Source organism: Mesorhizobium sp. UC74_2 (genome assembly GCF_042701485.1).
Classification (GTDB): Bacteria; Pseudomonadota; Alphaproteobacteria; order Rhizobiales; family Rhizobiaceae; genus Mesorhizobium.
The window spans coordinates 4,006,747-4,028,115 of sequence record NZ_CP170562.1 but is presented as its reverse complement, the minus strand read 5'-3'; the positions used below and the strand labels follow the sequence as shown (position 1 = coordinate 4,028,115).

Below are 21,369 nucleotides of genomic sequence, written 5' to 3'. Positions count from 1 at the left end.
CCGCATCCTGGAGCTTTTTAGGAGAAGGGAGAATGCATTGACAACTTATCGGAATGAGGGGCTTAGATTGTTTGACCATCAATGATATTCGTGCGGTTCTACCAAGCCTGGAGGGAGGCATCACATGAAAATCGTCGTCACGGGATCCAGCGGGCTCCTCGGTCGCCACGTCGCAGGCGCCTTTGTTGCCGCAGGCCACGATGTTCGCGGCATCGACGCCGTTCCACCGAGGACGGATCATGGCTGGGCCCATGTCGACGCCGACCTGACCGATCTCGGCGTCGCACTTCAGTTGATCCGTGATTGTGACGCCGTCGCGCATATCGCCGCCATTCCGCGCCCGACGGGTAAGGCTGCCTCCGAAGTTTTCGCAACCAACATGGCTTTGGCCTACAACGTCACAGAGGCGGCGGTCCTGAACGGAGCGGAGCGTTTCATCTATGCCTCCTCGTTCAGCGTGCTCGGCTATCCTTTCGCGCAGATCCTCCCGGCGCCCGCATATCTTCCGATCGACGAGAACCATCCTATTGGTGCGCAGGATGCGTATGGCCTGTCGAAATGGCTGGGCGAGGAAATTGTCGAGGCAGCGGTGCGCCGCGGCGCGTTTTCAGCGGTCAGCCTGCGCATGCCCTGGATCCAGACGCCACGCGATTTCCTCGAAGCGGTCGTGCCACGCCGTCGCCTCGAGGAATCCGCGAGAGATCTGTGGAGCTATCTCGACGCTCGCGACGCCGCCGAGGCTTTCGTGCAGGCTCTTGGCTGGAATGGCGACGGCCACCTGCGCACCTTCCTGAGCGCGGCCGACACCTATTCGGAAGAACCGACGGAAACACTTGTTGCCAGGGCTTTCCCGACCACGCCGGTTTCACCGGCCCTGCCGGGCTTCACCTCCGTCATAGACAATGACCACGCCCGGGCCACATTGGGGTTCACACCGCGGCATTCCTGGCGGGACTACGAAAATTGAAGGAGTTCGCGATGCAGCGTTTCGAAGGCAAGGTCGCATTGGTGACCGGGGGCGGCGGCGCAATCGGCAGTGCGACTGCGCTGCGTTTTGCGCAAGAAGGCGCCCGGGTGGCGATCGTCGACATCGATGAAAAGCGGGCTCTGGCGACAGCGGCAACCATCGGCGACAATGCGATCGCGGTCGCAGCGGACGTCTCGGACGCGGCCGCTGCCGATGGAGCGGTTGCGAAAACCGTGGAGGCCTTCGGCAGGCTCGATGTCGTCTTCAACAATGCCGGCATCTCCGGCAAGGTCGCGCCGGTCCATGAACTTCCGGTCGAAGACTGGGATGCCATTGTCCGCGTCAATCTGCGCAGCATGTTCCTTGTGCTCCAGTCTTCGCTTCGCGCGATGATTGCAGCCGGCGTGGAGGGTTCGATCGTCAACATGGGATCGTCCATGGCTGGTTGGGATGTCCTGTCCGGAGGTGCCGGTTATGCGTCGACCAAGCATGGGGTGGTCGGCCTGACACGCGTCGCGGCTCTCGATGCCGCACCTTACGGCATCCGGGTCAATGCGATCTGCCCCGGCGTCATCGAGACGATGCTCGGCGTGCCCGCAGCCGATCGTGCGGGTTATCTTTCAGGCATCCAGCGTTTCGCCGACCGCATTCCGCTGCGCCGGATCGGGCAGCCGGAAGACGTTGCCGCCGCCGTCGCATTCCTCGCAGCCGAGGAATCGCGCCATGTCACCGGCGTCGATTGGTTGATCGATGGTGGCCAGACCTTGCAGAGCTGGGCGAATGCACCGGAGGCCGTCGCCTTTCCGGACCACCGGCGCAGATAAGGCTCGAAAGCTTGCCTCAGGCCTGCGACAGCACCTGCGGATGCAGCGTCACCGATACCGACAGGTTCACCGGCCTGTTTTCGCTGTCGAAGGCGATCTGGTCGATGACCAGGGCGGCTGCGGGCGCTTCGACCTGCAGCAGCACCACCTCTTCGCTGGTCAGCAGCCGCGCGCTGACGATCGTTTCTCCGCGCACCGGGACGACCGAATAGCGTTCGCGCAGTTCGCCATAGAGCGAGCGGTTGCCGCTCGACCAGTCGAGCTCGAGCAGGCCGGGGGCTGTCGCCGGCGACAGCCAGTCCTCCTGCACCGTCACCGGTACATCATCGAGAAAGCGCAGGCGCCGTAGATAGACGACGTCGGCGCCGTCCGGCAGGAACAGCGGCCGGGTGATCTCGCGGTCGGCCTTGCCGACCCGGCCTTCGATCAGCCGGCTTCCCGGCTTGCGGTTGGTGGTGATCGCCGTCGATGTGAAACTCTTCAGCAGGTCGAGCTCGAAAGGCTTGGTCTTGCCGCCGGTGACGTAGAAGCCCTTGCCGGGATGGCTTGCGATATAGCCGTCATGCTCGAGATCTTTCAGCGCCTGGCGCACGGTGATCCGGCTGACGCCGAGCAGTTCCACCAGTTCGCGTTCCGAGGACAGTTTTGAATTGAGCGGCTGCCGTCCGTTCTCGATCAGGTTCATGATGTGCCGTCGAACCTGCATGTAAAGCGGTGCCGGATCGTTGCGGTCGACTGGCTGGATGGGACGTGCGTCCTTCAACGATGATCTCCGGTTGGGCGGATGCCGTTATCGCTGGAACCGGCGCGAGGCATCGTGAAAATCTTCTGGCATGCCGGGCTGTGTTTAAGCAACAAATGTTCATTGACATTACTGGTTATATCCAGTTCTAATTGGCTTGTCACGGCACAGCATGAGGGACAGATGAAGCTGACATTGATCGGTGGTGGAGGCGTGCGCGCGCCCTTGTTCGTGGGGTCGGCCCTGCGGCGTGCCGAGCGAAGCGGGCTGACGGAAATCTGCCTCCACGACATCAATGCCGAGAAGCTGGAGGTCTTCGGCACGCTGAGTTCCGAACTCGCCACGCGCATGCAGTCGCGGGTGCGTATTTCGACGGCCTCGGACACCGAGCGGGCGCTCGACGGAGCTTCCTACGTCGTCACCACGGTTCGTCCCGGCGACGAGGAAGGCCGCATCAAGGACGAGCGCATCGCGCTGGCCCATGATGTGCTGGGGCAGGAGACGACGGGCCCCGGCGGCTTCGCCATGGCACTACGCAGCATTCCGGTCATTCTCGACTATGCCGCGCAGCTGCAGCGGGTCAGCCCCAAGGCCTGGCTGTTCAATTTCACCAATCCGGCCGGCCTGGTCACGCAGGCCCTGCAGGATGCCGGTTTCGATCGCGCCATCGGCATCTGTGACGGCGCCAACGGCGCGCAGGAAGCCATCGCATCGCGCTTTCACGTGCCTCAGAACGATGTCCGCACCGAGGTCTTCGGCCTGAACCATCTGTCGTTCACGCGTGCCGCCTATGTGAACGGCAAGGAAGTGCTGCAGGACCTGCTCGACGATGACGATTTCCTGGCCTCGACTTCGCAGCGCATGTTCTCGCCGTCGGTCGTGCGCCGTCATCGCCTCTGGATCAACGAATATCTCTATTATTATTACTATGCGGAAAAGGCGGTTGCCGCCGTGCAGAACGACAAGCGCACCCGCGGCGAGGAAGTGCGCGATCTCAACCGTTCGCTGATGGCCCGGCTGAAGGAGATCGGTGTCACGCAGAACGCCGATGAGGCGCTGTCTGCCTATTTCGCCTATGAGCAGCGCCGCAACGCCACCTACATGCATTATGCCCGTGGCGACGCGCCCAGCATGGAAGAGGCGGACCGCAATGCCACCCTGCCGGAAGAAACGACCGGCCATGAAGGAGAAGGTTACGCCGGTGTCGCGCTCAACCTTGTCGACGCATTGCAGACCGGTGTGCCCTGCTATAGCGGGCTCAACATCCGCAACGGCGATGCCATTGACGGCCTGCGCGCCGACGACGTGGTGGAAGTGAGCTGCGTGATCGACAGGGACGGCGTGCGTCCGACCAAGATCGGTGCGATGCCTGCGGCGCAGTCGCAGCTCGTCCAGAACGTCAAGCACTACGAACGGCTGGCGGTTGCGGCCATACGCGAGCGCCGCCGCGACATCGCGGTGGAAGCGCTGGCGGCGCACCCGCTTGTCTTGTCCTATTCGCGGGCCGAGCCGCTGGTGGATGAATATCTCAAGGCGCATGCCGCCTATGTCGGCGAGTGGCGCTGATGACGGAACCCGCGCCGGCCAATCGTTACGACGTCATGGTTGTGGGGGAATATTACTACGACCTGATCTTCACCGACCTGCCAGCATTGCCGCGCCTGGGAACCGACATCTGGGCCGGGAGTTTCGACGACCTGCCGGGTGCCAGCTACACGACGGCGCTGGCACTGACGCGGCTCGGGCTGAAGGCCGGCTGGTGGTGTGGTTTCGGCACCGACATCTTCAGCCGCATGGTGCTGGACGAGGTGCGGCGCGAAGGCATCGACGAAGGCCTGTTCCAGTGGCATGACGGTCCGCTGCGCCGGGTCAGCGCCGCTTTTTCCTTTCAGCAGGATCGCGGCTTCATCAGCTATGTCGACGAACACGACCGCGACCCCACAGCCGAAGATGTCGAGGTCGCGCAGCCGCTGGTGCTGATGCTCCAGGGGTTTTCCAGGAGCGCCGAGCGGCTTGCCCTGACCAGGGGTGCACGCCGGAACGGCGTTCTGGTCTGCGGCGAGTGCCAGCATCTCGATTTCGGCATCGAGGCCGAGGGGGTTGTCGATGTCCTGCAGGCACTGGACATGTTCGTGCCCAACGAGAGCGAAGCCATCCAGTTCACCGGGGCGGCGGATGCCGAGACCGCGCTCGGCGTGCTGGAACGTCACGTACCGACGGTGGTGATCAAGTGCGGTGCCAATGGCGCCATCGCCAGCCATGAAGGGCGCCGCTATGCCGTGCCCGCGCCGAAGGTCGAGGTCGTCGACACGACTGGGGCCGGCGATTCCTTCAACGCCGGCCTCATCTATGGCGTGCTGCGCGGCGCGCCGTTCGAGGAGGCGCTCCGCTACGCCGTCATCTGCGGCTCGCTCTCCACCACCGACTATGGAGGTCGCGCCCTGCCGCGCGAAGCCGATCTGCTCGCACGTGTTTCACAAGACGGGAAGGAGAAGCGCGCGCGATAGCCAGTCACCGACATCATCCGAAACAACAACAGAGGGAACGAGACAATGATGATGAGATCCATCGCGCTTGGCGCGGCCATGCTTTTTTCGACAGCGGCGACGTCCGCCTGGGCGGACACCGTCTCCATGTTCTGCGGCGCCAGCGAGTATGAGCTTTGCGCCAAGGCAGCCGCCGGCTTCAAGGAAAAGACCGGCAACGAGGTGAAGATCACCAAGATGCCGGCGCTGCTCGACGACGCCATTCCAATCTACCAGCAGCTTCTCGCGGCCCAGTCCGCCGATGCCGACGTGCTGTTTATCGACGTGATCTGGATCGGTATGCTCCAGCGCAACATGCTGGACCTCAAGCCGTTGGTCCCGGCCGAGGAAGTGGCGCAGCATTTCCAGTCGACCATCGATGCGGCCACCACCCAGGATGGCCGGCTGGTGGCGCTGCCCTGGTACATGGATACCGGGCTGATGTACTACCGCAAGGACCTGCTGGAGAAATACGGCAAGCAGCCGCCGAAGACCTGGGACGAACTGACCGAAACGGCCAAGCTCATCCAGGAGAAGGAACGGGCGGCCGGCAATCCCGACCTCTGGGGCTTCACCTGGCAGGGCAAGAGTTACGAGGGCCTGACCTGCGACGCCATCGAATGGGTAGCCTCCAGCGGTGGCGGCACCATCATCGAGCCGGATGGCAAGGTTTCGATCAACAACCCGGCGGCCGCGAAGGCACTGACGCGCGCCAAGGACTGGGTCAAGACGATCAGCCCGGAAGGCGTGCTTGGCTATGACGAGGAAACCTCTCGCGCGGTGTTCGAAGCGGGCAATGCCGTCTTCCACCGCAACTGGCCCTATGTCTGGGGCACGTCGCAGGCCGACGGTTCCAAGGTCGCCGGCAAGGTCGGCATGATGGCGCTGCCGGTCGGCGCGGATGGCCAGAAGTCGAGCGGCTGCCTTGGCCCGATGTATCTCGGCATTTCGAAATACACGGCCAAGCCCGAGCTTTCGACCCAGCTGCTGCGCTATCTGGTCGGGCCTGAGGTGCAGAAGATGCGTGCCATCGAAGGCGCCTACAACCCGACGCAGAAGTCGCTCTACAGCGACAAGGACGTGCTGGCGAAACTGCCGTTCCTTGCCGATGCGCAGGCGGCCTTCGACGGCTCGGTGGCGCGCCCATCCGGCTATACCGGGTCGAGTTACAACCGCGTCTCGCAGGCTTTCTACCGTGCCGTCCACGAGATCATCGCCGATGGCGCGGATGTCGACAAGACGCTGACCGACCTGTCCGGTCGGCTGGAGAAGCTCAAGGAAAGCCGTTAGCTTTCGCGACTGGTTCCGGCGTCGGACGGCGCCGGAACCAGTCATTTGCCTTAGATACAGCCAGAGGATGCCATGGCATCAGTTGCCTTGCGGTCAGTGTCCAAGTCATTTGGCCACGTTCCGGTCATCACCGACGTCGATCTCGAAATCGCCGATGGCGAACTCGTCGTCTTCGTCGGGCCTTCGGGTTGCGGCAAGTCGACCTTGCTGCGCCTGATCGCGGGACTGGTGCCGGTCGGCGCCGGCGACGTCGTCATCGATGGCGAGGTGGTGACGGATATCCCCGCCTCGAAACGCGGCATTGCCTTCGTCTTCCAGAGCTATGCGCTCTACCCGCACATGACGATCGCCCGCAACATAGGCTTCGCGCTGGAGACGCTCGGCCTGTCGCGGCGGGAAATCGACGCCAAGGTGGCGGAAGTCGCGGCAACGCTGAAGATCGATCATCTGTTGTCGCGGCGCCCACGCGAACTCTCCGGCGGACAGCGCCAGCGGGTGGCGATCGGCCGCGCGCTGGTGCGCCAGCCCGAGGTGTTCCTGTTCGACGAACCGCTGTCCAACCTCGATTCCGACCTGCGCATGGAAATGCGCATGGAGATCGCCAAGCTGCACGCCAACCTGGCGGCGACGATGATCTATGTCACCCATGACCAGGTCGAGGCGATGACGCTGGCCGACCGCATCGTCGTCCTGAACAAAGGGCGCATCGAGCAGATCGGCACGCCGCAGCAACTCTATCATGCGCCGCAGAACCGCTTCGTCGCCGGCTTCATCGGCAGCCCGCGCATGAACTTCATGGCGGTCTCGGCAAGCGCTTCCGATGCCGGTTGCAGCGTGCAGGGACCGGGAAACCTGTCGCTGGATGTCGCGCTGTCCAGTCCTGGAAGGCCGGCCGAAATCGGCATTCGGCCCGAGGCCGTGTCAATTGCCGCCCAGGGACAAGGCAAGGTCAGAGGCACGCTCGAACGGCTGGAAGACCTCGGTCACGAACATCTCGCTTATGTGCGCATCGCACCGGACATTGCATGGTCCGTCAGATTGCCGAATTCGTTGGGCAGGACGGCGCTCGGTACATCCGTCGACCTGGACTGGCGCTTCGAAGATCTCTTCCTGTTCGACACGGATGGCCGCCGGCTCGACCATTCCATGAGCCATGAGCGCTCGGCCGCGGCCAATGAGGTGCGGGCGTGAAGACGAGGCTCGAACGGCGCGAGCATCGGTCGGGGCTGCTGTTCGTCGCCCCCCTGATCGCCGTCCTGATCCTGGTGGCAGGCTGGCCGCTGGCGCGCACGCTCTATTTTTCCCTGACTGATGCCTATCTCGACGACAGCGCCAATCACGTCCTGGTCGGTTTCGACAATTTCGTCGAGGTTGCCAGCGATCCGGTCTGGTGGCGGGCAGTCCGCAACACCGCAGTCTTCACCACGATCTCGGTCGCCATCGAGACCGTGCTCGGGCTGGCGATCGCGCTTCTGGTGCATGGCGCCATTCCCGGACGCGGACTGGTGCGTGCGGCGATCCTGGTGCCGTGGGCGATGCCGGTGGTCGTCTCCACCAAGATCTGGGAATGGATGCTCAACGACCAGTTCGGCGTGGTCAACCGTGCGATCGTCGGGCTGGGTCTCGCCGATCACGGTGTTGCCTGGGTGGCGAACGGCTCGCTGCTGCTCGGTGTCGTCATCTTCATCGACGTCTGGATGACGACGCCGTTCATGGTGCTGTTGATCCTGGCCGGTCTGCAGATCCTGCCCGAGGAGATCTTCGAGGCGGCGGAGGTCGACGGCATTCCGTGGTGGAAGCGGCTGTGGTCGATCATCTTGCCGCTGCTGGCGCCGACCATCGGCGTCGCGGTGCTGTTTCGCGTGCTTGATGCCCTGCGCATGTTCGACCTCGCCTATGTGCTGGCCGGCGCCAACGTCAACGCCATGACGATGTCGATCTATGCGCGCGACCGGCTGATCAACAACCAGGAACTCGGTGTCGGCTCGGCCGCCTCGACCATGGTGTTCCTGCTGATCGCCTTCGTGGCGATCTTCATCGTCGGTGCGATGCGGCTCGATCGCTCGGGAGCGGCTGAACGATGAGCACGCGCATCAAACGGCGCTCGGCCGCCTACTACAGGGCCATGCGCCGCGTGCGCCAGCTTGCCCTCGGCTGCGTCACCGCGCTGCTGCTGTTCTACGTGCTGTTCCCCTATTACTGGGCGATCGTCTCCTCGACCAAGCAGGGCGCGGAACTCTACAATTCGGTGCTGCTGCCGGCGCTGGATTTCAGGCACTACAAGGAACTGTTCCGCGACGCCAACTTCGCCACCTCGATCTTCAACTCGCTCTGCGTCGCCATCTCGACGACGGCGCTGTCGCTGGGCCTGGGGACACTGGCCGCCTATGCGCTCGGCCGTCTCAACTTCCCGGAGCGGCGTTCGCTGCTTTTGACCGTGCTGATGATCTCGATCTTCCCACAGGTGGTGGTGCTGTCGGGCATGTTCGAACTGATCCGCTGGTTCGGCCTCTACAACCGTGTCTGGTCGCTGGTCTTCGCCTACCTCATCTTCACGCTGCCCTTCACCACCTGGGTGCTGACCAGCTTCATCCGCGAGTTTCCGCGCGAGCTGGAGGAGGCGGCGATCATGGACGGCTGCTCGCACTGGCGCATCCTCACCAGCATCCTGCTGCCGCTGATGGGACCGGCGCTGGTCAGCACGGGGCTGCTCGCCTTCATCCTCGCCTGGAACGAGTTCCTGTTCGCGCTCACCTTCACCTTGACCGAAGGAAGCCGCACAGTGCCGGTGGCGATCGGATTGCTGGCCGGCAACTCACGCTACGAATATCCGTTCGGGCCGATCATGGCCGCGTCGGTCACCGTGACCTTGCCGCTGATCGTGCTGGTGCTGTTCTTCCAGCGCAAGATCGTCGCAGGGCTGACTGCCGGCGCCGTCAAGGGATAGCGGGTTTAGGGGAGGTCCGGCTTCGCGCGGGCCTGGGCTTCCAGACCGAGGATGAGGGTCTCGACCAGGAAGTCGTAGCCCTCGGTGAGCGGGGCGACATCGCCGCTCTTCCAGCGCATGACGAAGGAGCGGTTGTACATCTGCGGCAGGTGCTGCCTGACCAATGGAAAGCGCGATGCTTCGAGCGTATCGAGACCGGCATCGAAAGCCTGAACCCATTCGGAACCTTCCGTCGCGCCATCGGCCGCCAGTTCCATGGTGATGTAGCCTTCCAGCGCACCGACCACGGCGTTGAAGGCGTCGATCAGCGATTGGCCCTCGAAACCGGCCTGTGTCAGCGCCTTCAGGATGACCTCGACCCAGGGCGCGTTAGGCGCACCATTGGAGCGGATATGCGGGCCCAGCAAGGGCGCGGCGCGCGGATGCTGGTGGACGCTGGCACGAAAGCGCCGGAACAGGATGCGGATGGTGTCGCGCCAGTCGTCGGGCAGGTCGTCGGGCCGCATCAGGCTGGCGATCAGCGAGCCCGAGATCTCGGCCAGCAGGTTGGTCTTGTCGCCGCCGACATGCCAGTAGAGCGCGGCCGGATAGACATTGAGACGGCGAGCGAGCGCGCGGACGGAGAAGCCGGTCAGGCCCTCGTCGTCGATCAGGGCGATCGCTGCCTCGACGACACGTTGCCTGGTCAGGCCGATGGCGGCGGCGCGGCCGACATAACGTTTTTCCGATGCCGGCTTCCGGGCCGTGCTGTCTTTACCGCCTGGTGATGGCGCAGTGGAGTTCTTCGGCAAACCGCTCATTCTCTCCTGCTGTTTCGACACCTACGCTTTGTCCCGGTCAGTCGCCGGTAAAGCCGATGAATTTCCCATGCAAGGCGGCGACTCTGTTCATGCGCTCTTCCACGGATGCATCCAGTTCGTTGAAGACGCCGTTGATCAGCAGATTGCCAAGGCTGGCCATGTGCGCGGTCGAATCCCAGAACATGCCGAACTCGGTCGGCACCACGAACATCTCATCGGCCAGATCACGACCCCAGTCGCAAAAGGCATCGGTGATCAGCGTGATCGGTATTCCAGCCTGATGCGCTTCCTGCGCCAGCAGGAATGTCAGCCGGGAATAGCGACGTGCCTCGAAAAGCACCAGTGCAGTCGACTTCGGCGTGGCCAGCAGGATCTCGCTGAAATTGCCGCCGGCGACGTCGGCGAGCTGAACCCCGGGCCGCAGATATTGCATCTGGGTGGCGAAATATTGCGCCATGCCGCGCTCGGTCTGGAAGCCGGCGACAAAGAGCTGGGGTACCGTTGCCAGGCGTTCGACCGCTCGCTCCCATTCAGGGGTCTTGGCGATCTCGTAGATCCTGAGCAGTGCGGCGATCTCGAGATCGAGGCTGCGGGCGAGCGCATCGCCCTTGTGGCTGCGCTCACGGAATTCCTTGAGGCGCTCGCCGGCCAGCCAGGGCTTGTCGCCGATGCCGTCCCTCAGATCCTCCTTCAGTTCCTTGAAATGCGCATAGCCGAGCAAGCGGCAAAAGCGTCCCACTGTCGGTTCGCTCACACCGACCTTGGCGGCCAGTGTCGCTGAGGTCTCGAAGGGCAGGCCGCCGAGGTTCGCCAGCATGTAGCTGGCAAGCGCCTTGTTTGCGCTGGTGGCGGTGGTGAGGCTTTCGGTCAGTCGCTGGCGAACGGATTCAGTCATTTCATCCTGCATCGCAGTTTTGAAATATTTCTAACATAATGATGCTTGACGTTCTTTTTCTGTCAAAATAACGTCATCTTACCAGAGGGCAGGGCGTAAGCCGCCCCAGGCATCACAGGGCACAATCACGCGCATACGGCAAGAACCGGCTCTGTCTCAACCGCAAAAAGCACGATTGACACCGGGAAAAGTATATACATAATGTTTATTGTCCACTGAACAAAAAAGTTCAGGGCAAGAGGCCTCCGACATCGATCCGGCTGCTGGTGTGCAGCCTTCGCTGAAGGTGTGCCCGCCGGGTTGGAGGCCCGGCACAAACGGACATCGAACCGGGGTGGGGAACCCTGGCCGTCAAGGGAGAGAGCATGATGATGATGGAAAAGATCGCCTTTCGCCGCCTGTTCGTAGGCGCGGCAGTGTCCGCACTGCTGATCGGCGTGGCCCCGGCCTTCGCGGCAACGCCTGCCGATACGCTGGTCGAAGCCTATGCCCTCGACGAGATCATCACCATGGATCCCGGCGAGGCGTTCGAACTGTCGACTGCCGAGGTCAATGCCAACATCTACGACCTGCTTGTGCGCTTCGACCTTGCCGACACCACCAAGGTGACGAGCGATCTGGCGGAAAGCTGGACCATCTCCGACGACAGGCTCACCTATACTTTCAAGCTGAAGCCCGGCCTGAAATTCGCTTCTGGCAATCCGCTCACCGCCGAGGATGTCGCCTATTCGTTCGAGCGTGTGATCAAACTCGACAAGAGTCCGGCCTTCATCCTTGGCCAGTTCGGCCTGACCGGCGACAATGTGGCCGAGAAGGCCAGGGCGACCGGCCCGGATACCTTCGTTTTCACGGTCGACAAGCCCTATGCGCCGAGCTTCGTGTTGAACTGCCTGGCGGCGGGCGTGGGAGCGGTGGTCGACAAGAAGCTGGTGTCCGAAAACGCCAAGGCGATGACGCCAGGCGACGACTACAAATACGACAATGATTTCGGCAATGACTGGCTGAAGACGCATTCGGCGGGCTCCGGTCAGTTCAAGCTGCGCGAATGGCGGGCCAGCGAGGCGGTCGTCATGGATCGCAACGACAATTACTGGGGCGAGAAGGCAAAGCTCGCACGCGTCATCTACCGCCACATGAAGGAAAGCTCCGCCCAGCGGCTGGCGCTCGAAGCCGGTGACATCGATGTCGCCCGCAACCTGGAGCCGAACGATCTCGATGCGGTGGCCAGGCACGGCGAGATCTCGCTCGCCAGCGCGCCGAAAGGCACGGTGTATTACATCAGTCTCAACCAGAAGAATGAGAAGCTGGCCAAGCCGGAAGTGCGGCAGGCGTTCAAATATCTGATCGACTACGGTGCCATCGGCGACACCCTCATCAAGGGTATCGGCAATGTCCACCAGACCTTCCTGCCGACCGGGGTGCTCGGTTCGATCGAAGACAAACCTTACAGGCTCGACGTGGCCAAGGCGAAGGAACTGCTGGAGAAGGCCGGCCTGAAGGACGGGTTTTCCGTCACGATGGATGTGCGCAACAGCCAGCCGGTGACCGGCATCGCCGAAGCCATCCAGCAGACGGCGGCCGAAGCCGGCATCAAGATCGAGATCATCCCCGGCGACGACAAGCAGACGCTGACCAAATACCGCGCCCGCAATCACGACATCTATATCGGCCAGTGGGGGCAGGATTATTTCGATCCCAACTCCAACGCCCAGACTTTCGCGTCCAATCCCAACAATGCCGATGACAGCAGCAACCAGACGCTGGCCTGGCGCAACGCCTGGGATGTGCCGGAACTGAGCAAGGAGACGGAAGCCGCCTTGCTGGAAAGTGATCCGGCCAAGCGTATCGAGATGTACCGGCACCTGCAGAAGGAAGTGCTGGAGAAGAGCCCGTTCGCGATCATCTACGAGCAGACCGAGGTCGCCGGCGTGCGCAACGCCGTCAAGGGTTTCAAGCTGGGGCCCAGCTTCGACACCAACTTCGTCGGCACCATCACAAAGGAATAACCGGTGGAAACCCGTGGCTTGAGTGCAGCCGGAGCGCAAGCCGAGGCTGATGGCACCCGTGCGTTTGCGCTTCTGGCGCCTGTCGTCCGCTTCCTGGTCATCGCCATCATGACTTATCTGGGCCTGCTGGCGGTCACCTTCTTCATCGGCCGGGTCATCCCGATCGATCCTGCGCTGGCGATCGTCGGCGACCGGGCACCCGCCAGCGTCGTCGAGCGCACGCGGCGCGAACTGGGGCTCGACCTGCCGTTGATCCAGCAGTTCTACATCTACATCAAGGGCGTGCTTTCCGGAGACTTTGGCAGGTCCGTGCTGACCTCCAATGCGGTCATGGACGATATCCGCCGTGTCTTCCCTGCCACCATCGAGCTGGCAACGATCGGCACGCTCATCGGCGCGTTCATCGGCATTCCGCTCGGCGTGCTGGCTGCGGTCAGGCGCGGCAGCCTTGTCGACCAGATTGTGCGCGTCATCGGCCTGATCGGCTATTCGGTGCCGATCTTCTGGCTCGGCCTGCTGTCGCTGGTGCTGTTCTACGCCAAGCTGCGCTGGGCCGCGTTCCCTGGCCGTCTCGACATCGCCTACGAATATTCCTTCACCCCGACCACCGGCTTTTACCTGCTGGATTCGGCCATGCAGGGGCAGTGGGATGTGTTCTGGGATGTCATGCGCCACATCTTCCTGCCGGCTTCGCTGCTCGGCTATTTCTCGCTTGCCTATATCAGCGGCCTGACGCGCTCGTTCATGCTGAACGAGCTGTCCCAGGAATATGTCATTGCGGCGCGTGCCAAGGGCGTCTCGGAAACGCGTATCATCTGGGGGCATGCGCTGCGCAACGCGGCCGTGCCGCTGGTGACGGTGATCGCGCTTTCCTACGCCGGATTGCTTGAGGGGTCGGTGCTGACGGAGACGGTGTTCTCCTGGCCGGGCATCGGCCTCTACATCACCAATTCACTGCAGAACGCCGACATGAACGCGGTGCTTGGCGGCACCGTCGTCATCGGCTCGGTGTTCATCGCCATCAACCTGATCTCGGACCAGCTCTACCGGCTGCTCGATCCAAGAACCAAGCAGCAGTGAGCCGTCTGGCCACTGCCAACATCGCAATCCCTGATTTCGGCCCGCGACGAGGAGACGAACCCGTGCACGCTATCCATTGGACCTTCCTGCCATGAGCACGGCACAACCATTGGCGCTTTCCCGCCGCGAGTGGCTGCTTTCGGATCAGCCCGCCTCGCGCTGGCAGGCCAGGCTCGGCCGTGGCTATGCGACATGGCGGCGCTTCCTCGCCAACAAGCCGGGCGTGCTGGGTCTTTTGATCATTCTTCTGTTGCTGTTCGTCGCCGCTTTCGCCAGCCATCTGACGAGTTATTCGCCGGTCGTCGGTGACCTGAAAGCCGCCCGGCTGCTGCCGCCGTCCACGCAGCATTGGCTGGGCACCGACGATCTCGGCCGCGATATCTGTTCGCGCATCATCTACGGTTCGCGGCTGACATTGCTGGTCGTGGTGCTGGTCGCCGTCATCTCGGCGCCCGTCGGCCTGCTGGTCGGTGCGGTGGCAGGTTACGCCGGCGGCTGGACCGATGCGATCCTGATGCGCATCACCGACATCTTCCTGGCCTTCCCGAAGCTGATCCTGGCGCTGGCCTTCGTGGCCGCCCTCGGGCCCGGCATCGAGAACGCCATCATCGCCATCGCCATCACATCATGGCCGCCTTATGCCCGCATTGCGCGTGCCGAAACGCTGATGGTGCGCAACTCCGACTACATCAAGGCGGTGCAACTGATGGGCGCGTCCCCGTTCCGGGTCGTATGGCGCCACATCATCCCGATGTGCACCTCCTCGCTGATCGTGCGTGTCACCCTTGATATGGCAGGCATCATCCTGACGGCAGCCGGTCTGGGGTTTGTCGGACTTGGCGCGCAGCCGCCGTTGCCCGAATGGGGAGCGATGATTGCCTCTGGCCGTCGCTTCATCCTCGACCAGTGGTGGGTGGCGGCCATGCCCGGCATGGCCATCCTCATCGTCAGCCTCGGCTTCAATCTGCTCGGTGACGGCCTGCGCGATGCGCTCGATCCAAGGAGCTCCGGCCAATGAGTTCGACGGATGCAAAGTCGAAGAGCGGCAACCTGCTCGAGGTCGACAATCTCAAGGTCCGCTTTCCCACCCGCACCGGTGTCATCGAAGCGGTGCGCGGTGTGTCGTTCTCGCTCGGCCGCGAACGCCTCGGCATCGTCGGTGAATCCGGCTCCGGCAAATCCCAGACCGGCCGCGCCATCATGGGCCTCACCGATCCACGTGCCGAGGTGAGCGCGGACCGGCTGCAGTTCGACGGCATCGACCTTCTGTCGCTGCCGGCGCGCGAACGCAGGGCGCTGCGCGGCAAGCGCGTCGCCATGATCCTGCAGGATCCCAAATATTCGCTCGATCCCGTCATCAGCATCGGCCGCCAGATCGTCGAGACCCTGCGCACCCATGAGAAGGTCTCCAGGACCGAGGCAAGGGAACGTGCCCTCGACATGCTGGCGGCGGTGCAGATCCGCGATCCGAAGCGTGTCTTCGATCTCTATCCGCATGAAGTCTCGGGTGGCATGGGCCAGCGCGCCATGATCGCCATGATGCTGATTGCCGGTCCGGAATTGCTGATCGCCGACGAGCCGACCTCGGCGCTCGACGTGACGGTGCAGCTCGATGTGCTGGCCATCCTCGACAAACTGGTCTCGACGCGCGGCATGGGCCTGATCTTCATCTCGCATGATCTCAGGCTCGTCTCCTCCTTCTGCGACCGTGTCGTGGTCATGTATGCCGGCAAGGTGGTGGAACAGCTGCCGGCTTCCGAACTTTCCAACGCCCGGCATCCCTACACACAGGGCCTGCTCGACTGCATGCCAAAGATCGGCAACGACCGGCATCCCTTGCCGGTACTGGCACGCAAGGCGGAGTGGGCGGCATGACGGCGGCACTTCTGGCAGACAGGGTCGAGGTCATCTTCGACCAGTTCCGGGCACTCAAGGGTGTCAGCGTCGCGGTGCAGCCGGGTGAATCCTTCGGACTGGTCGGGGAATCCGGCTCCGGCAAGTCGACGCTGCTGCGCGCCATTGCCGGTCTTGCCCCGGTCGCCTCGGGCAGCATCAGCGTCAACGGCAAGCCGCTTGGCCGCAGGCGTGACAAGGCCTTCTACCGTCAGGTGCAGATGGTGTTCCAGGATCCTTATGGGTCCCTGCATCCGCGCCAGACGGTGGACCGGCTGCTGCAGGAGCCGCTGGCCATCCATGGCGTCGGTGACAGCGAGGCCCGCATCCGGCGTGCTCTGGAAGAAGTGGGGCTCAGCTCCGGCTTCCGCTTCCGCTATTCGCACCAGCTCTCCGGCGGCCAGCGCCAGCGTGTGGCGATCGCGCGTGCGCTGATCCTGGAGCCGTCGATCCTTCTGCTCGACGAGCCGACCTCGGCGCTCGATGCCTCGGTGCAGGCCGAAGTGCTGAACCTGCTCGAACAGGTGCGGCGCGATCGCGGCCTCACCTATCTGATGGTCAGCCACGACCTCGCCGTCATCAACCACATGTGCGAGCGGCTGATGGTCATGCAGAACGGCGAGGCTGTCGAACAGCTCGCCGCCGCCGACCTCGTCTCCCACAATGTCGCTCAGGACTACACCAGACGCCTCCTCAAGGCATCCGAGGGATTCGTCCGGGCGCCCGGGAATTCCGAACTTTCGAGACTTCAAACAAAACCAATGAAAAACCAACAGAGGGAAGACAATGAAATCTGGTCTGGTTCTGGGGGGCTTGAGCGCACTCCTGTTTGAAATCCCACAACCCGCCGTAGCGGAGACGGAGATGATGTCCGATCCCGAGCCGGTCCAATACCTCCGTGCCTGCGATGTGATGGGCGCGGGGTTCATCCAACTTCCGCAAAGCGATGTCTGCCTGAAGATCGGCGGATATGTCAGCTACGAGGTCTCGGCCGGTGCCGACGTCTACACCGGCGAACGCAAGAAGAGCTGGGGCCAGCACACCAAGGCCAAGCTGAATGCCGATGCCCGATCGGAAACCGAACTCGGAAGCCTGAACACATTTTTCGAGATCGAGACGAACTTCACTGACGGCACCGATGAAGGCGCGAGCTTTTCGGCGGCAACGATCGAGCTGGGCGGCCTGCTGATCGGCGCATCGGACTCGCAGTTCGATGTCTGGCTGGGGTCGGCCGGCAATGTCTCTAGCGATGACGTCATTCCCTATGCCGGCGGCATGACCAACCAGGTCAGCTACACGGTGCGCCTCGGCAACGGGCTTTCGGCCATGTTCGGGGGTGAGCAGGGAGCGAGTGCCGACAAGAGCAGCAGCGGAGGAGAGGTCGAGGATGAAGAGGAGGGGGACGGGCCTGATACGCCCGATATGCAGGATCATCTGATCGACAGTTATATGCCGCATCTGGTCGGCGGGCTGAAGCTCGAAAGGCACTGGGGAGCGATCGCAACGGTCCTCGGCTACGACTCGGTGTTCCAGGAGATCGCAGCGAAGGTGCGACTGGATCTCAGGCTGGGAGGGCCTCTCACCGCCTTTGTCATGGCCGGTTATCAGTCCGATCCCGAGAAGCCGAACTACTATGGGGCTTGGGACGGCACCTACGCCGCGTGGAGCGGGCTTTCCGCCAGCCTTTCGCCGAAACTGACCCTCAACAGCCAGGTCGCCTATGCGGATTCGGGGACATACGCCCTGGCATTCAATGCCGACTATGAGGTGGTTCCGGGCCTGATCGTCACGCCCGAGCTCGACTACACCGCGTTCGGCAGCAGGTCCGTGACATCCGGCGATGCGTTTGCCGGCGTCCTCAGCATCCAACGCGATTTCTGATGCCGGGATCCCCGCTTCATCACCGGCTGAGGGGGAAGCATCAGCCATTCCGAACATCCGGGTTCAACCGGCGAATGAGAGCCAGACAAGGACATTGATCATGATTTCAACACGACGTTCATTGCTCAAGATGGGATTGGCGGGACTGTTCATGCCGCACGTGCAAATCGCTCTGGCAGACGACAAGCAGAAGCCGTCATTCGAAAGCTGGCGGCGCGACTTTGAAGCCAGCGTTCCGGAGCGCATGAAGGCGGCCCACATTGTTGGCGCATCCGTCGCCATCACGACGAAGGACAATGCCGCGCGTTACACGGCTGCGTTCGGTTTCGCCGACCTCGGGAAGCAGCGAAAGCTTACGACCGACACGCCGATGCATCTGGCGTCGGTGAGCAAGCTGTTCACCGTCTCGGCCCTGGTGCAGCTGTTCGAGCGCAAGGGTTATGACCTGAACCGCGACATCAATGACTTCATCGATTTCAAGATCACCAACCCCAACCACCCGAAGATCCCGATCACCGTGAAGCAACTCGTCACCCACACGTCGAGCATCTCCGACGAAGGCTATGGCGAGCCTTCCTTCCCGGGCGATCCGACGCAAAGCCTGCCGAGCTTCCTGAAGGACTATCTCGTCAAGGGCGGCAGCACCTATTCGCCGAAGTCGTTCCTCAAGGGAAAGCCCGGCACCAAGTGGGATTACAGCAATGTCGCCATCGCCCTGGTGGGCTACATCGTCCAACATGTCAGCAAGCAGGACTTTCCCACCTATGTGGAGGCCAATGTTCTGCAGCCGCTCGGCATCCGGAACGCGCATTGGTATCTGAGGGAGTTCGCGCCCGACGTGCTTGCCACGCCCTACCAGTATGAAAAGGGTGAGTTCGTCGCACTGCCGCAGCAGGGCTATCCGGACGTGCCAGCCGGCATGCTGCGTTGCTCCGCCAGCGATCTGGCGAAAGCCTTGCATGCGATGCTGGGGCAGGAAACGGGCAGCAAGGCCATCCTGTCCAGGGCCGCGGTCCGCAACATGTTGCGCCGGCAGGTGGATCGCAAGATCTATCCTTATCAGGGCCTGTGCTGGACCGATGAGGAGACCGCGACACACAAGGTGGTTGGCCACACCGGCAGCGACAACGGCGCCTTGAACATGGTCGCCCTGACCCAAGACAAGAGCCAGGCGGTGGCGCTTCTGATGAACATCGACGGCACCGACGAAACCCGCAAGTTCCGGGCGTCGATCGTCGACGACCTGCTCGCCGGCGCGAAGCTTGCCCGATAGGCGAGGGCCGAAATCAAACAGAACAAGGAGCGCACCGGCTGTAGCCCGGCGCGCTTCCAGCCCAACACGCAAAGCACAAGACAATCATGCCCGATCTCATTCCCGTTTTCGACGGTCACAACGACTCTTTGCTCAACCTCCATCTCTCGACTGAGGCCGACAAGGCGCGGCTCTTCATGGAAGGCGCGCCCGCCAGCTGGCACATCGACCTGCCACGGGCCCGCAAGGGTGGCTTCGCCGGCGGCATGTTCGCTGTCTTCGCGCCTTCGGCGGGAGACGAGGATCCCGGCTTCACCGCCTCGGTGCTCGGCAATGACGAACCCTTGCCGCCGCCCCTGCCGATGGAACAGGCGCGTGTGCCCACCCTTGCCATGGCGTCTCTCCTGTTCAGGCTCGAGCGTGCGGGGGCTCTTGCGGTCTGCCGCAGCGCGGCCGACATCCGCGCCGCCATCGAGGGGGACACGATCGCCGCCGTCTTCCACATCGAGGGCGCCGAAGCGATCGACGCCGATTTCGTCATGCTGGATGTGCTCCACGCCGCCGGCCTGCGCTCGCTGGGGCCGGTCTGGAGCCGTCCCAACATTTTCGGTCACGGCGTGCCGTTCCGCTACCCGTCATCGCCGGATACCGGGCCGGGCTTGACCGATGCCGGCAAGGCGCTGGTCAGGACCTGCAATCAGTTGAAGATCCTGGTCGACCTGTCGCATATCAACGAACAGGGCTTCCGCGATGTCGCGGCCATCAGCGATGCGCCGCTGGTGGCGACGCATTCCAACGCGCATGCGATCTGCCCGCATGCACGCAACCTCACCGACTGGCAGCTCGATGCCATCCGGGAGACGCGCGGCATGGTCGGTCTGAACTTCGCCAGGGAATTTCTCCATCCCGACGGCCCCGACGGCAAAGGGACAAATCTCGATACGATGCTGCGTCACATCGATGCCTTGCTGGCCAGACTGGGTGAGGACGGCGTCGGGCTGGGCTCGGATTTCGACGGCGCGCCGATTCCTGAGGAAATCGGCGACGTATCGGGTCTGCCACGGCTGCTCGAGGCGCTCGGGCGTCACGGCTATGGACGCGAGCTGGTCGAGAAGATCGCCTGGAAGAACTGGGTCGGCACGCTGGAGCGGACGATCGGCTAGCTAGGCCAGCCACATCGCGTCGGGCACGACCACCAGCTTGCCGACGAAGTCCTTGGCCATGAAGTCGGTCTGGGCATTGTGGAAATCAGACAGCCGGTAGACACCGCCGACCAGCGGCTTGATCTTCTTTTCCTCGATGTAGCGCACGATGCGGCGGAAATCCGTGCGCGTGCCTTGCGAGGAGCCATGCAGCTGAAGCTGCTTCAGGTACATGGTCCTGAGATCGAGCTGCACCACCGGGCCGGCGATCGCGCCGGCCGTGGTGTAGCGGCCTTCCGGCCGAAGGATGCGCAGCAGGTCGTTGAAGGCCGGGCCGCCGACGAGGTCGGCCACCACGTCGATCGGCTCGCCGCCGGTCGCCTCGGCAACCGCGCCGGGCAGGTCGGCGACGCCGCGCGTGATGACCTTCTCGGCACCGATGTCGAGCAGCGCCTGCTCCTTGCCTTTGCCGACCACGGCATAGGGGATGGCGCCGCGCGCGCGAGCCAGTTGCACGATGCCTGAGCCGACACCGCCCGATGCGCCGGTAACCAGCACGCGTTCGCCGGCTTTCAGCCCGGCCCGTTCCAGCATCTGCTCGCCAGTCAGATAGGCGCAGCAGAAGGTTGCCAGCTCGACATCGGTGAGTTCGGTATCCACCACATGCGCATTCTCGGCCGGCAGCACCTGGTATTCGGCGTAACCGCCGTCACGGCCATGGCCCATATAGTCGATGTCGGCCAGGGAATCGTCGTCGCGATTGTAGATGGAGAAATCCACCATCACCCGTTCGCCGAGCCGCTTGGGCGACACGCCTTTGCCGACGGCGACAATCGCGCCCACCGTGTCGGTGCCCTGGATGCGCGGAAAGGTCAGCGTGTTGCCCTGGCGACGCCAGGTGGAGACGGCCGCGGCATCCTCTTCCGTGCCGTAGGCGCCCTGGCGCACCCACACATCGGTGTTGTTCATGCCGCACGCCGTTACCTTGACGAGCACTTCACCGGCGGCTGGCTTCGGTACCCTTGCATCGGTGCGGTAGACGAGTTTCTCGAGCCCGCCATGGCCGGTCAGCAGCACAGCGGCCATGGTGTCAGGCAAAGGTTTTGCAATCGCATTCATGGTCGG

At 63.1% G+C, this 21,369-nt stretch carries 20 protein-coding genes; 16 read left to right on the top strand and 4 right to left on the bottom strand.

The features are described 5' to 3' along the window. The first annotated feature begins 124 nt into the window (after window positions 1–124). Entirely contained in the window at window positions 125–967 is an 843-nt protein-coding gene (locus ACFJIU_RS19530; RefSeq protein ID WP_379062653.1) for an NAD-dependent epimerase/dehydratase family protein, read from the top strand. A gap of 11 nt (window positions 968–978) precedes the next feature. Continuing rightward, window positions 979–1,791 carry an SDR family NAD(P)-dependent oxidoreductase gene (locus tag ACFJIU_RS19525; RefSeq protein ID WP_379062651.1) on the top strand — a complete coding sequence of 271 codons (813 nt, stop codon included), beginning with the start codon at window positions 979–981 and terminating at the stop codon, window positions 1,789–1,791. A gap of 16 nt (window positions 1,792–1,807) precedes the next feature. Here the strand turns inward: ACFJIU_RS19525 and ACFJIU_RS19520 are convergent, their stop codons facing one another. Then, a complete protein-coding gene (locus ACFJIU_RS19520) occupies window positions 1,808–2,554 on the bottom strand; it encodes a GntR family transcriptional regulator (protein ID WP_379062649.1) in 747 nt (248 codons plus the stop codon). 162 nt (window positions 2,555–2,716) lie between these two features. Here ACFJIU_RS19520 and ACFJIU_RS19515 point away from each other — a divergent pair, with 162 nt between their 5' ends. The 6 genes from ACFJIU_RS19515 to ACFJIU_RS19490 all read left to right on the top strand — a co-directional run bounded on the left by ACFJIU_RS19515 (window position 2,717) and on the right by ACFJIU_RS19490 (window position 9,295). Next, window positions 2,717–4,099 (top strand): 6-phospho-beta-glucosidase, encoded by a 1,383-nt coding sequence (locus ACFJIU_RS19515; protein WP_379062647.1) that lies wholly within the window; start codon window positions 2,717–2,719, stop codon window positions 4,097–4,099. Further along, the gene (locus tag ACFJIU_RS19510; protein ID WP_379062645.1) at window positions 4,099–5,040 is read left to right on the top strand and encodes a carbohydrate kinase family protein; all 942 of its coding nucleotides are present in this window, start codon (window positions 4,099–4,101) and stop codon (window positions 5,038–5,040) included. The genes ACFJIU_RS19515 and ACFJIU_RS19510 overlap by 1 nt, the downstream gene beginning before the upstream one ends. Window positions 5,041–5,088: 48 nt before the next feature. After that, window positions 5,089–6,348: an ABC transporter substrate-binding protein gene (locus ACFJIU_RS19505; protein WP_379073169.1), complete on the top strand. Its 1,260-nt coding sequence runs from the start codon at window positions 5,089–5,091 to the stop codon at window positions 6,346–6,348. 72 nt (window positions 6,349–6,420) lie between these two features. Next, entirely contained in the window at window positions 6,421–7,539 is a 1,119-nt protein-coding gene (locus tag ACFJIU_RS19500) for an ABC transporter ATP-binding protein (RefSeq protein WP_379062643.1), read from the top strand. Then, on the top strand, window positions 7,536–8,432 hold the full coding sequence (locus tag ACFJIU_RS19495; RefSeq protein ID WP_379062641.1) for a carbohydrate ABC transporter permease: 897 nt from the start codon (window positions 7,536–7,538) through the stop codon (window positions 8,430–8,432). The genes ACFJIU_RS19500 and ACFJIU_RS19495 overlap by 4 nt, the downstream gene beginning before the upstream one ends. Continuing rightward, window positions 8,429–9,295 (top strand): carbohydrate ABC transporter permease, encoded by an 867-nt coding sequence (locus ACFJIU_RS19490; protein WP_379062639.1) that lies wholly within the window; start codon window positions 8,429–8,431, stop codon window positions 9,293–9,295. Before ACFJIU_RS19495 ends, ACFJIU_RS19490 begins: the two co-directional genes overlap by 4 nt. A gap of 5 nt (window positions 9,296–9,300) precedes the next feature. Here the strand turns inward: ACFJIU_RS19490 and ACFJIU_RS19485 are convergent, their stop codons facing one another. After that, window positions 9,301–10,095, bottom strand: a complete 795-nt coding sequence (locus tag ACFJIU_RS19485) for a TetR/AcrR family transcriptional regulator (RefSeq protein WP_379062637.1) — start codon at window positions 10,093–10,095, stop codon at window positions 9,301–9,303. 37 nt (window positions 10,096–10,132) lie between these two features. After that, window positions 10,133–10,990, bottom strand: coding sequence for a MurR/RpiR family transcriptional regulator (locus ACFJIU_RS19480; RefSeq protein ID WP_379062635.1), 858 nt, complete (start codon window positions 10,988–10,990; stop codon window positions 10,133–10,135). Between the two features lie 371 nt (window positions 10,991–11,361). Here ACFJIU_RS19480 and ACFJIU_RS19475 point away from each other — a divergent pair, with 371 nt between their 5' ends. From ACFJIU_RS19475 to ACFJIU_RS19440, 8 genes are all read left to right on the top strand, one after another. Next, complete coding sequence (locus tag ACFJIU_RS19475) at window positions 11,362–12,996, top strand: ABC transporter substrate-binding protein (protein ID WP_379073168.1); 1,635 nt, start codon at window positions 11,362–11,364, stop codon at window positions 12,994–12,996. 72 nt (window positions 12,997–13,068) lie between these two features. Then, a complete protein-coding gene (locus ACFJIU_RS19470; protein ID WP_379073167.1) occupies window positions 13,069–14,076 on the top strand; it encodes an ABC transporter permease in 1,008 nt (335 codons plus the stop codon). 91 nt (window positions 14,077–14,167) lie between these two features. After that, the gene (gene nikC, locus ACFJIU_RS19465) at window positions 14,168–15,094 is read left to right on the top strand and encodes a nickel transporter permease (RefSeq protein WP_379062633.1); all 927 of its coding nucleotides are present in this window, start codon (window positions 14,168–14,170) and stop codon (window positions 15,092–15,094) included. Continuing rightward, a complete protein-coding gene (locus tag ACFJIU_RS19460) occupies window positions 15,091–15,951 on the top strand; it encodes an ABC transporter ATP-binding protein (RefSeq protein ID WP_379062631.1) in 861 nt (286 codons plus the stop codon). The genes nikC and ACFJIU_RS19460 overlap by 4 nt, the downstream gene beginning before the upstream one ends. Then, complete coding sequence (locus ACFJIU_RS19455; RefSeq protein ID WP_379062629.1) at window positions 15,948–16,802, top strand: ABC transporter ATP-binding protein; 855 nt, start codon at window positions 15,948–15,950, stop codon at window positions 16,800–16,802. The genes ACFJIU_RS19460 and ACFJIU_RS19455 overlap by 4 nt, the downstream gene beginning before the upstream one ends. Before the next feature lie 31 nt (window positions 16,803–16,833). Continuing rightward, window positions 16,834–17,850: a porin gene (locus ACFJIU_RS19450; protein ID WP_379062627.1), complete on the top strand. Its 1,017-nt coding sequence runs from the start codon at window positions 16,834–16,836 to the stop codon at window positions 17,848–17,850. 100 nt (window positions 17,851–17,950) lie between these two features. Next, window positions 17,951–19,123, top strand: a complete 1,173-nt coding sequence (locus ACFJIU_RS19445) for a serine hydrolase domain-containing protein (protein ID WP_379062625.1) — start codon at window positions 17,951–17,953, stop codon at window positions 19,121–19,123. An 86-nt stretch (window positions 19,124–19,209) separates the two neighbouring features. Then, a complete protein-coding gene (locus ACFJIU_RS19440) occupies window positions 19,210–20,265 on the top strand; it encodes a dipeptidase (protein ID WP_379062623.1) in 1,056 nt (351 codons plus the stop codon). Here ACFJIU_RS19440 and ACFJIU_RS19435 read toward each other — a convergent pair whose 3' ends face one another. Next, window positions 20,266–21,363, bottom strand: coding sequence for an alcohol dehydrogenase family protein (locus ACFJIU_RS19435; protein WP_379062621.1), 1,098 nt, complete (start codon window positions 21,361–21,363; stop codon window positions 20,266–20,268). Window positions 21,364–21,369 lie beyond the last annotated feature (6 nt).

Coding starts and splice junctions, on each gene's coding strand:
- ACFJIU_RS19460 (WP_379062631.1), top strand. CDS start 15,091: ATGAGTTCGACGGATGCAAAGTCGAAGAGCGGCAACCTGCTCGAGGTC.
- ACFJIU_RS19445 (WP_379062625.1), top strand. CDS start 17,951: ATGATTTCAACACGACGTTCATTGCTCAAGATGGGATTGGCGGGACTG.
- ACFJIU_RS19475 (WP_379073168.1), top strand. CDS start 11,362: ATGATGGAAAAGATCGCCTTTCGCCGCCTGTTCGTAGGCGCGGCAGTG.
- ACFJIU_RS19485 (WP_379062637.1), bottom strand. CDS start 10,095: ATGAGCGGTTTGCCGAAGAACTCCACTGCGCCATCACCAGGCGGTAAA.
- ACFJIU_RS19490 (WP_379062639.1), top strand. CDS start 8,429: ATGAGCACGCGCATCAAACGGCGCTCGGCCGCCTACTACAGGGCCATG.
- ACFJIU_RS19480 (WP_379062635.1), bottom strand. CDS start 10,990: ATGACTGAATCCGTTCGCCAGCGACTGACCGAAAGCCTCACCACCGCC.
- ACFJIU_RS19510 (WP_379062645.1), top strand. CDS start 4,099: ATGACGGAACCCGCGCCGGCCAATCGTTACGACGTCATGGTTGTGGGG.
- ACFJIU_RS19455 (WP_379062629.1), top strand. CDS start 15,948: ATGACGGCGGCACTTCTGGCAGACAGGGTCGAGGTCATCTTCGACCAG.
- ACFJIU_RS19530 (WP_379062653.1), top strand. CDS start 125: ATGAAAATCGTCGTCACGGGATCCAGCGGGCTCCTCGGTCGCCACGTC.
- ACFJIU_RS19435 (WP_379062621.1), bottom strand. CDS start 21,363: ATGAATGCGATTGCAAAACCTTTGCCTGACACCATGGCCGCTGTGCTG.
- nikC (WP_379062633.1), top strand. CDS start 14,168: ATGAGCACGGCACAACCATTGGCGCTTTCCCGCCGCGAGTGGCTGCTT.
- ACFJIU_RS19525 (WP_379062651.1), top strand. CDS start 979: ATGCAGCGTTTCGAAGGCAAGGTCGCATTGGTGACCGGGGGCGGCGGC.
- ACFJIU_RS19500 (WP_379062643.1), top strand. CDS start 6,421: ATGGCATCAGTTGCCTTGCGGTCAGTGTCCAAGTCATTTGGCCACGTT.
- ACFJIU_RS19440 (WP_379062623.1), top strand. CDS start 19,210: ATGCCCGATCTCATTCCCGTTTTCGACGGTCACAACGACTCTTTGCTC.
- ACFJIU_RS19505 (WP_379073169.1), top strand. CDS start 5,089: ATGATGAGATCCATCGCGCTTGGCGCGGCCATGCTTTTTTCGACAGCG.
- ACFJIU_RS19450 (WP_379062627.1), top strand. CDS start 16,834: ATGATGTCCGATCCCGAGCCGGTCCAATACCTCCGTGCCTGCGATGTG.
- ACFJIU_RS19515 (WP_379062647.1), top strand. CDS start 2,717: ATGAAGCTGACATTGATCGGTGGTGGAGGCGTGCGCGCGCCCTTGTTC.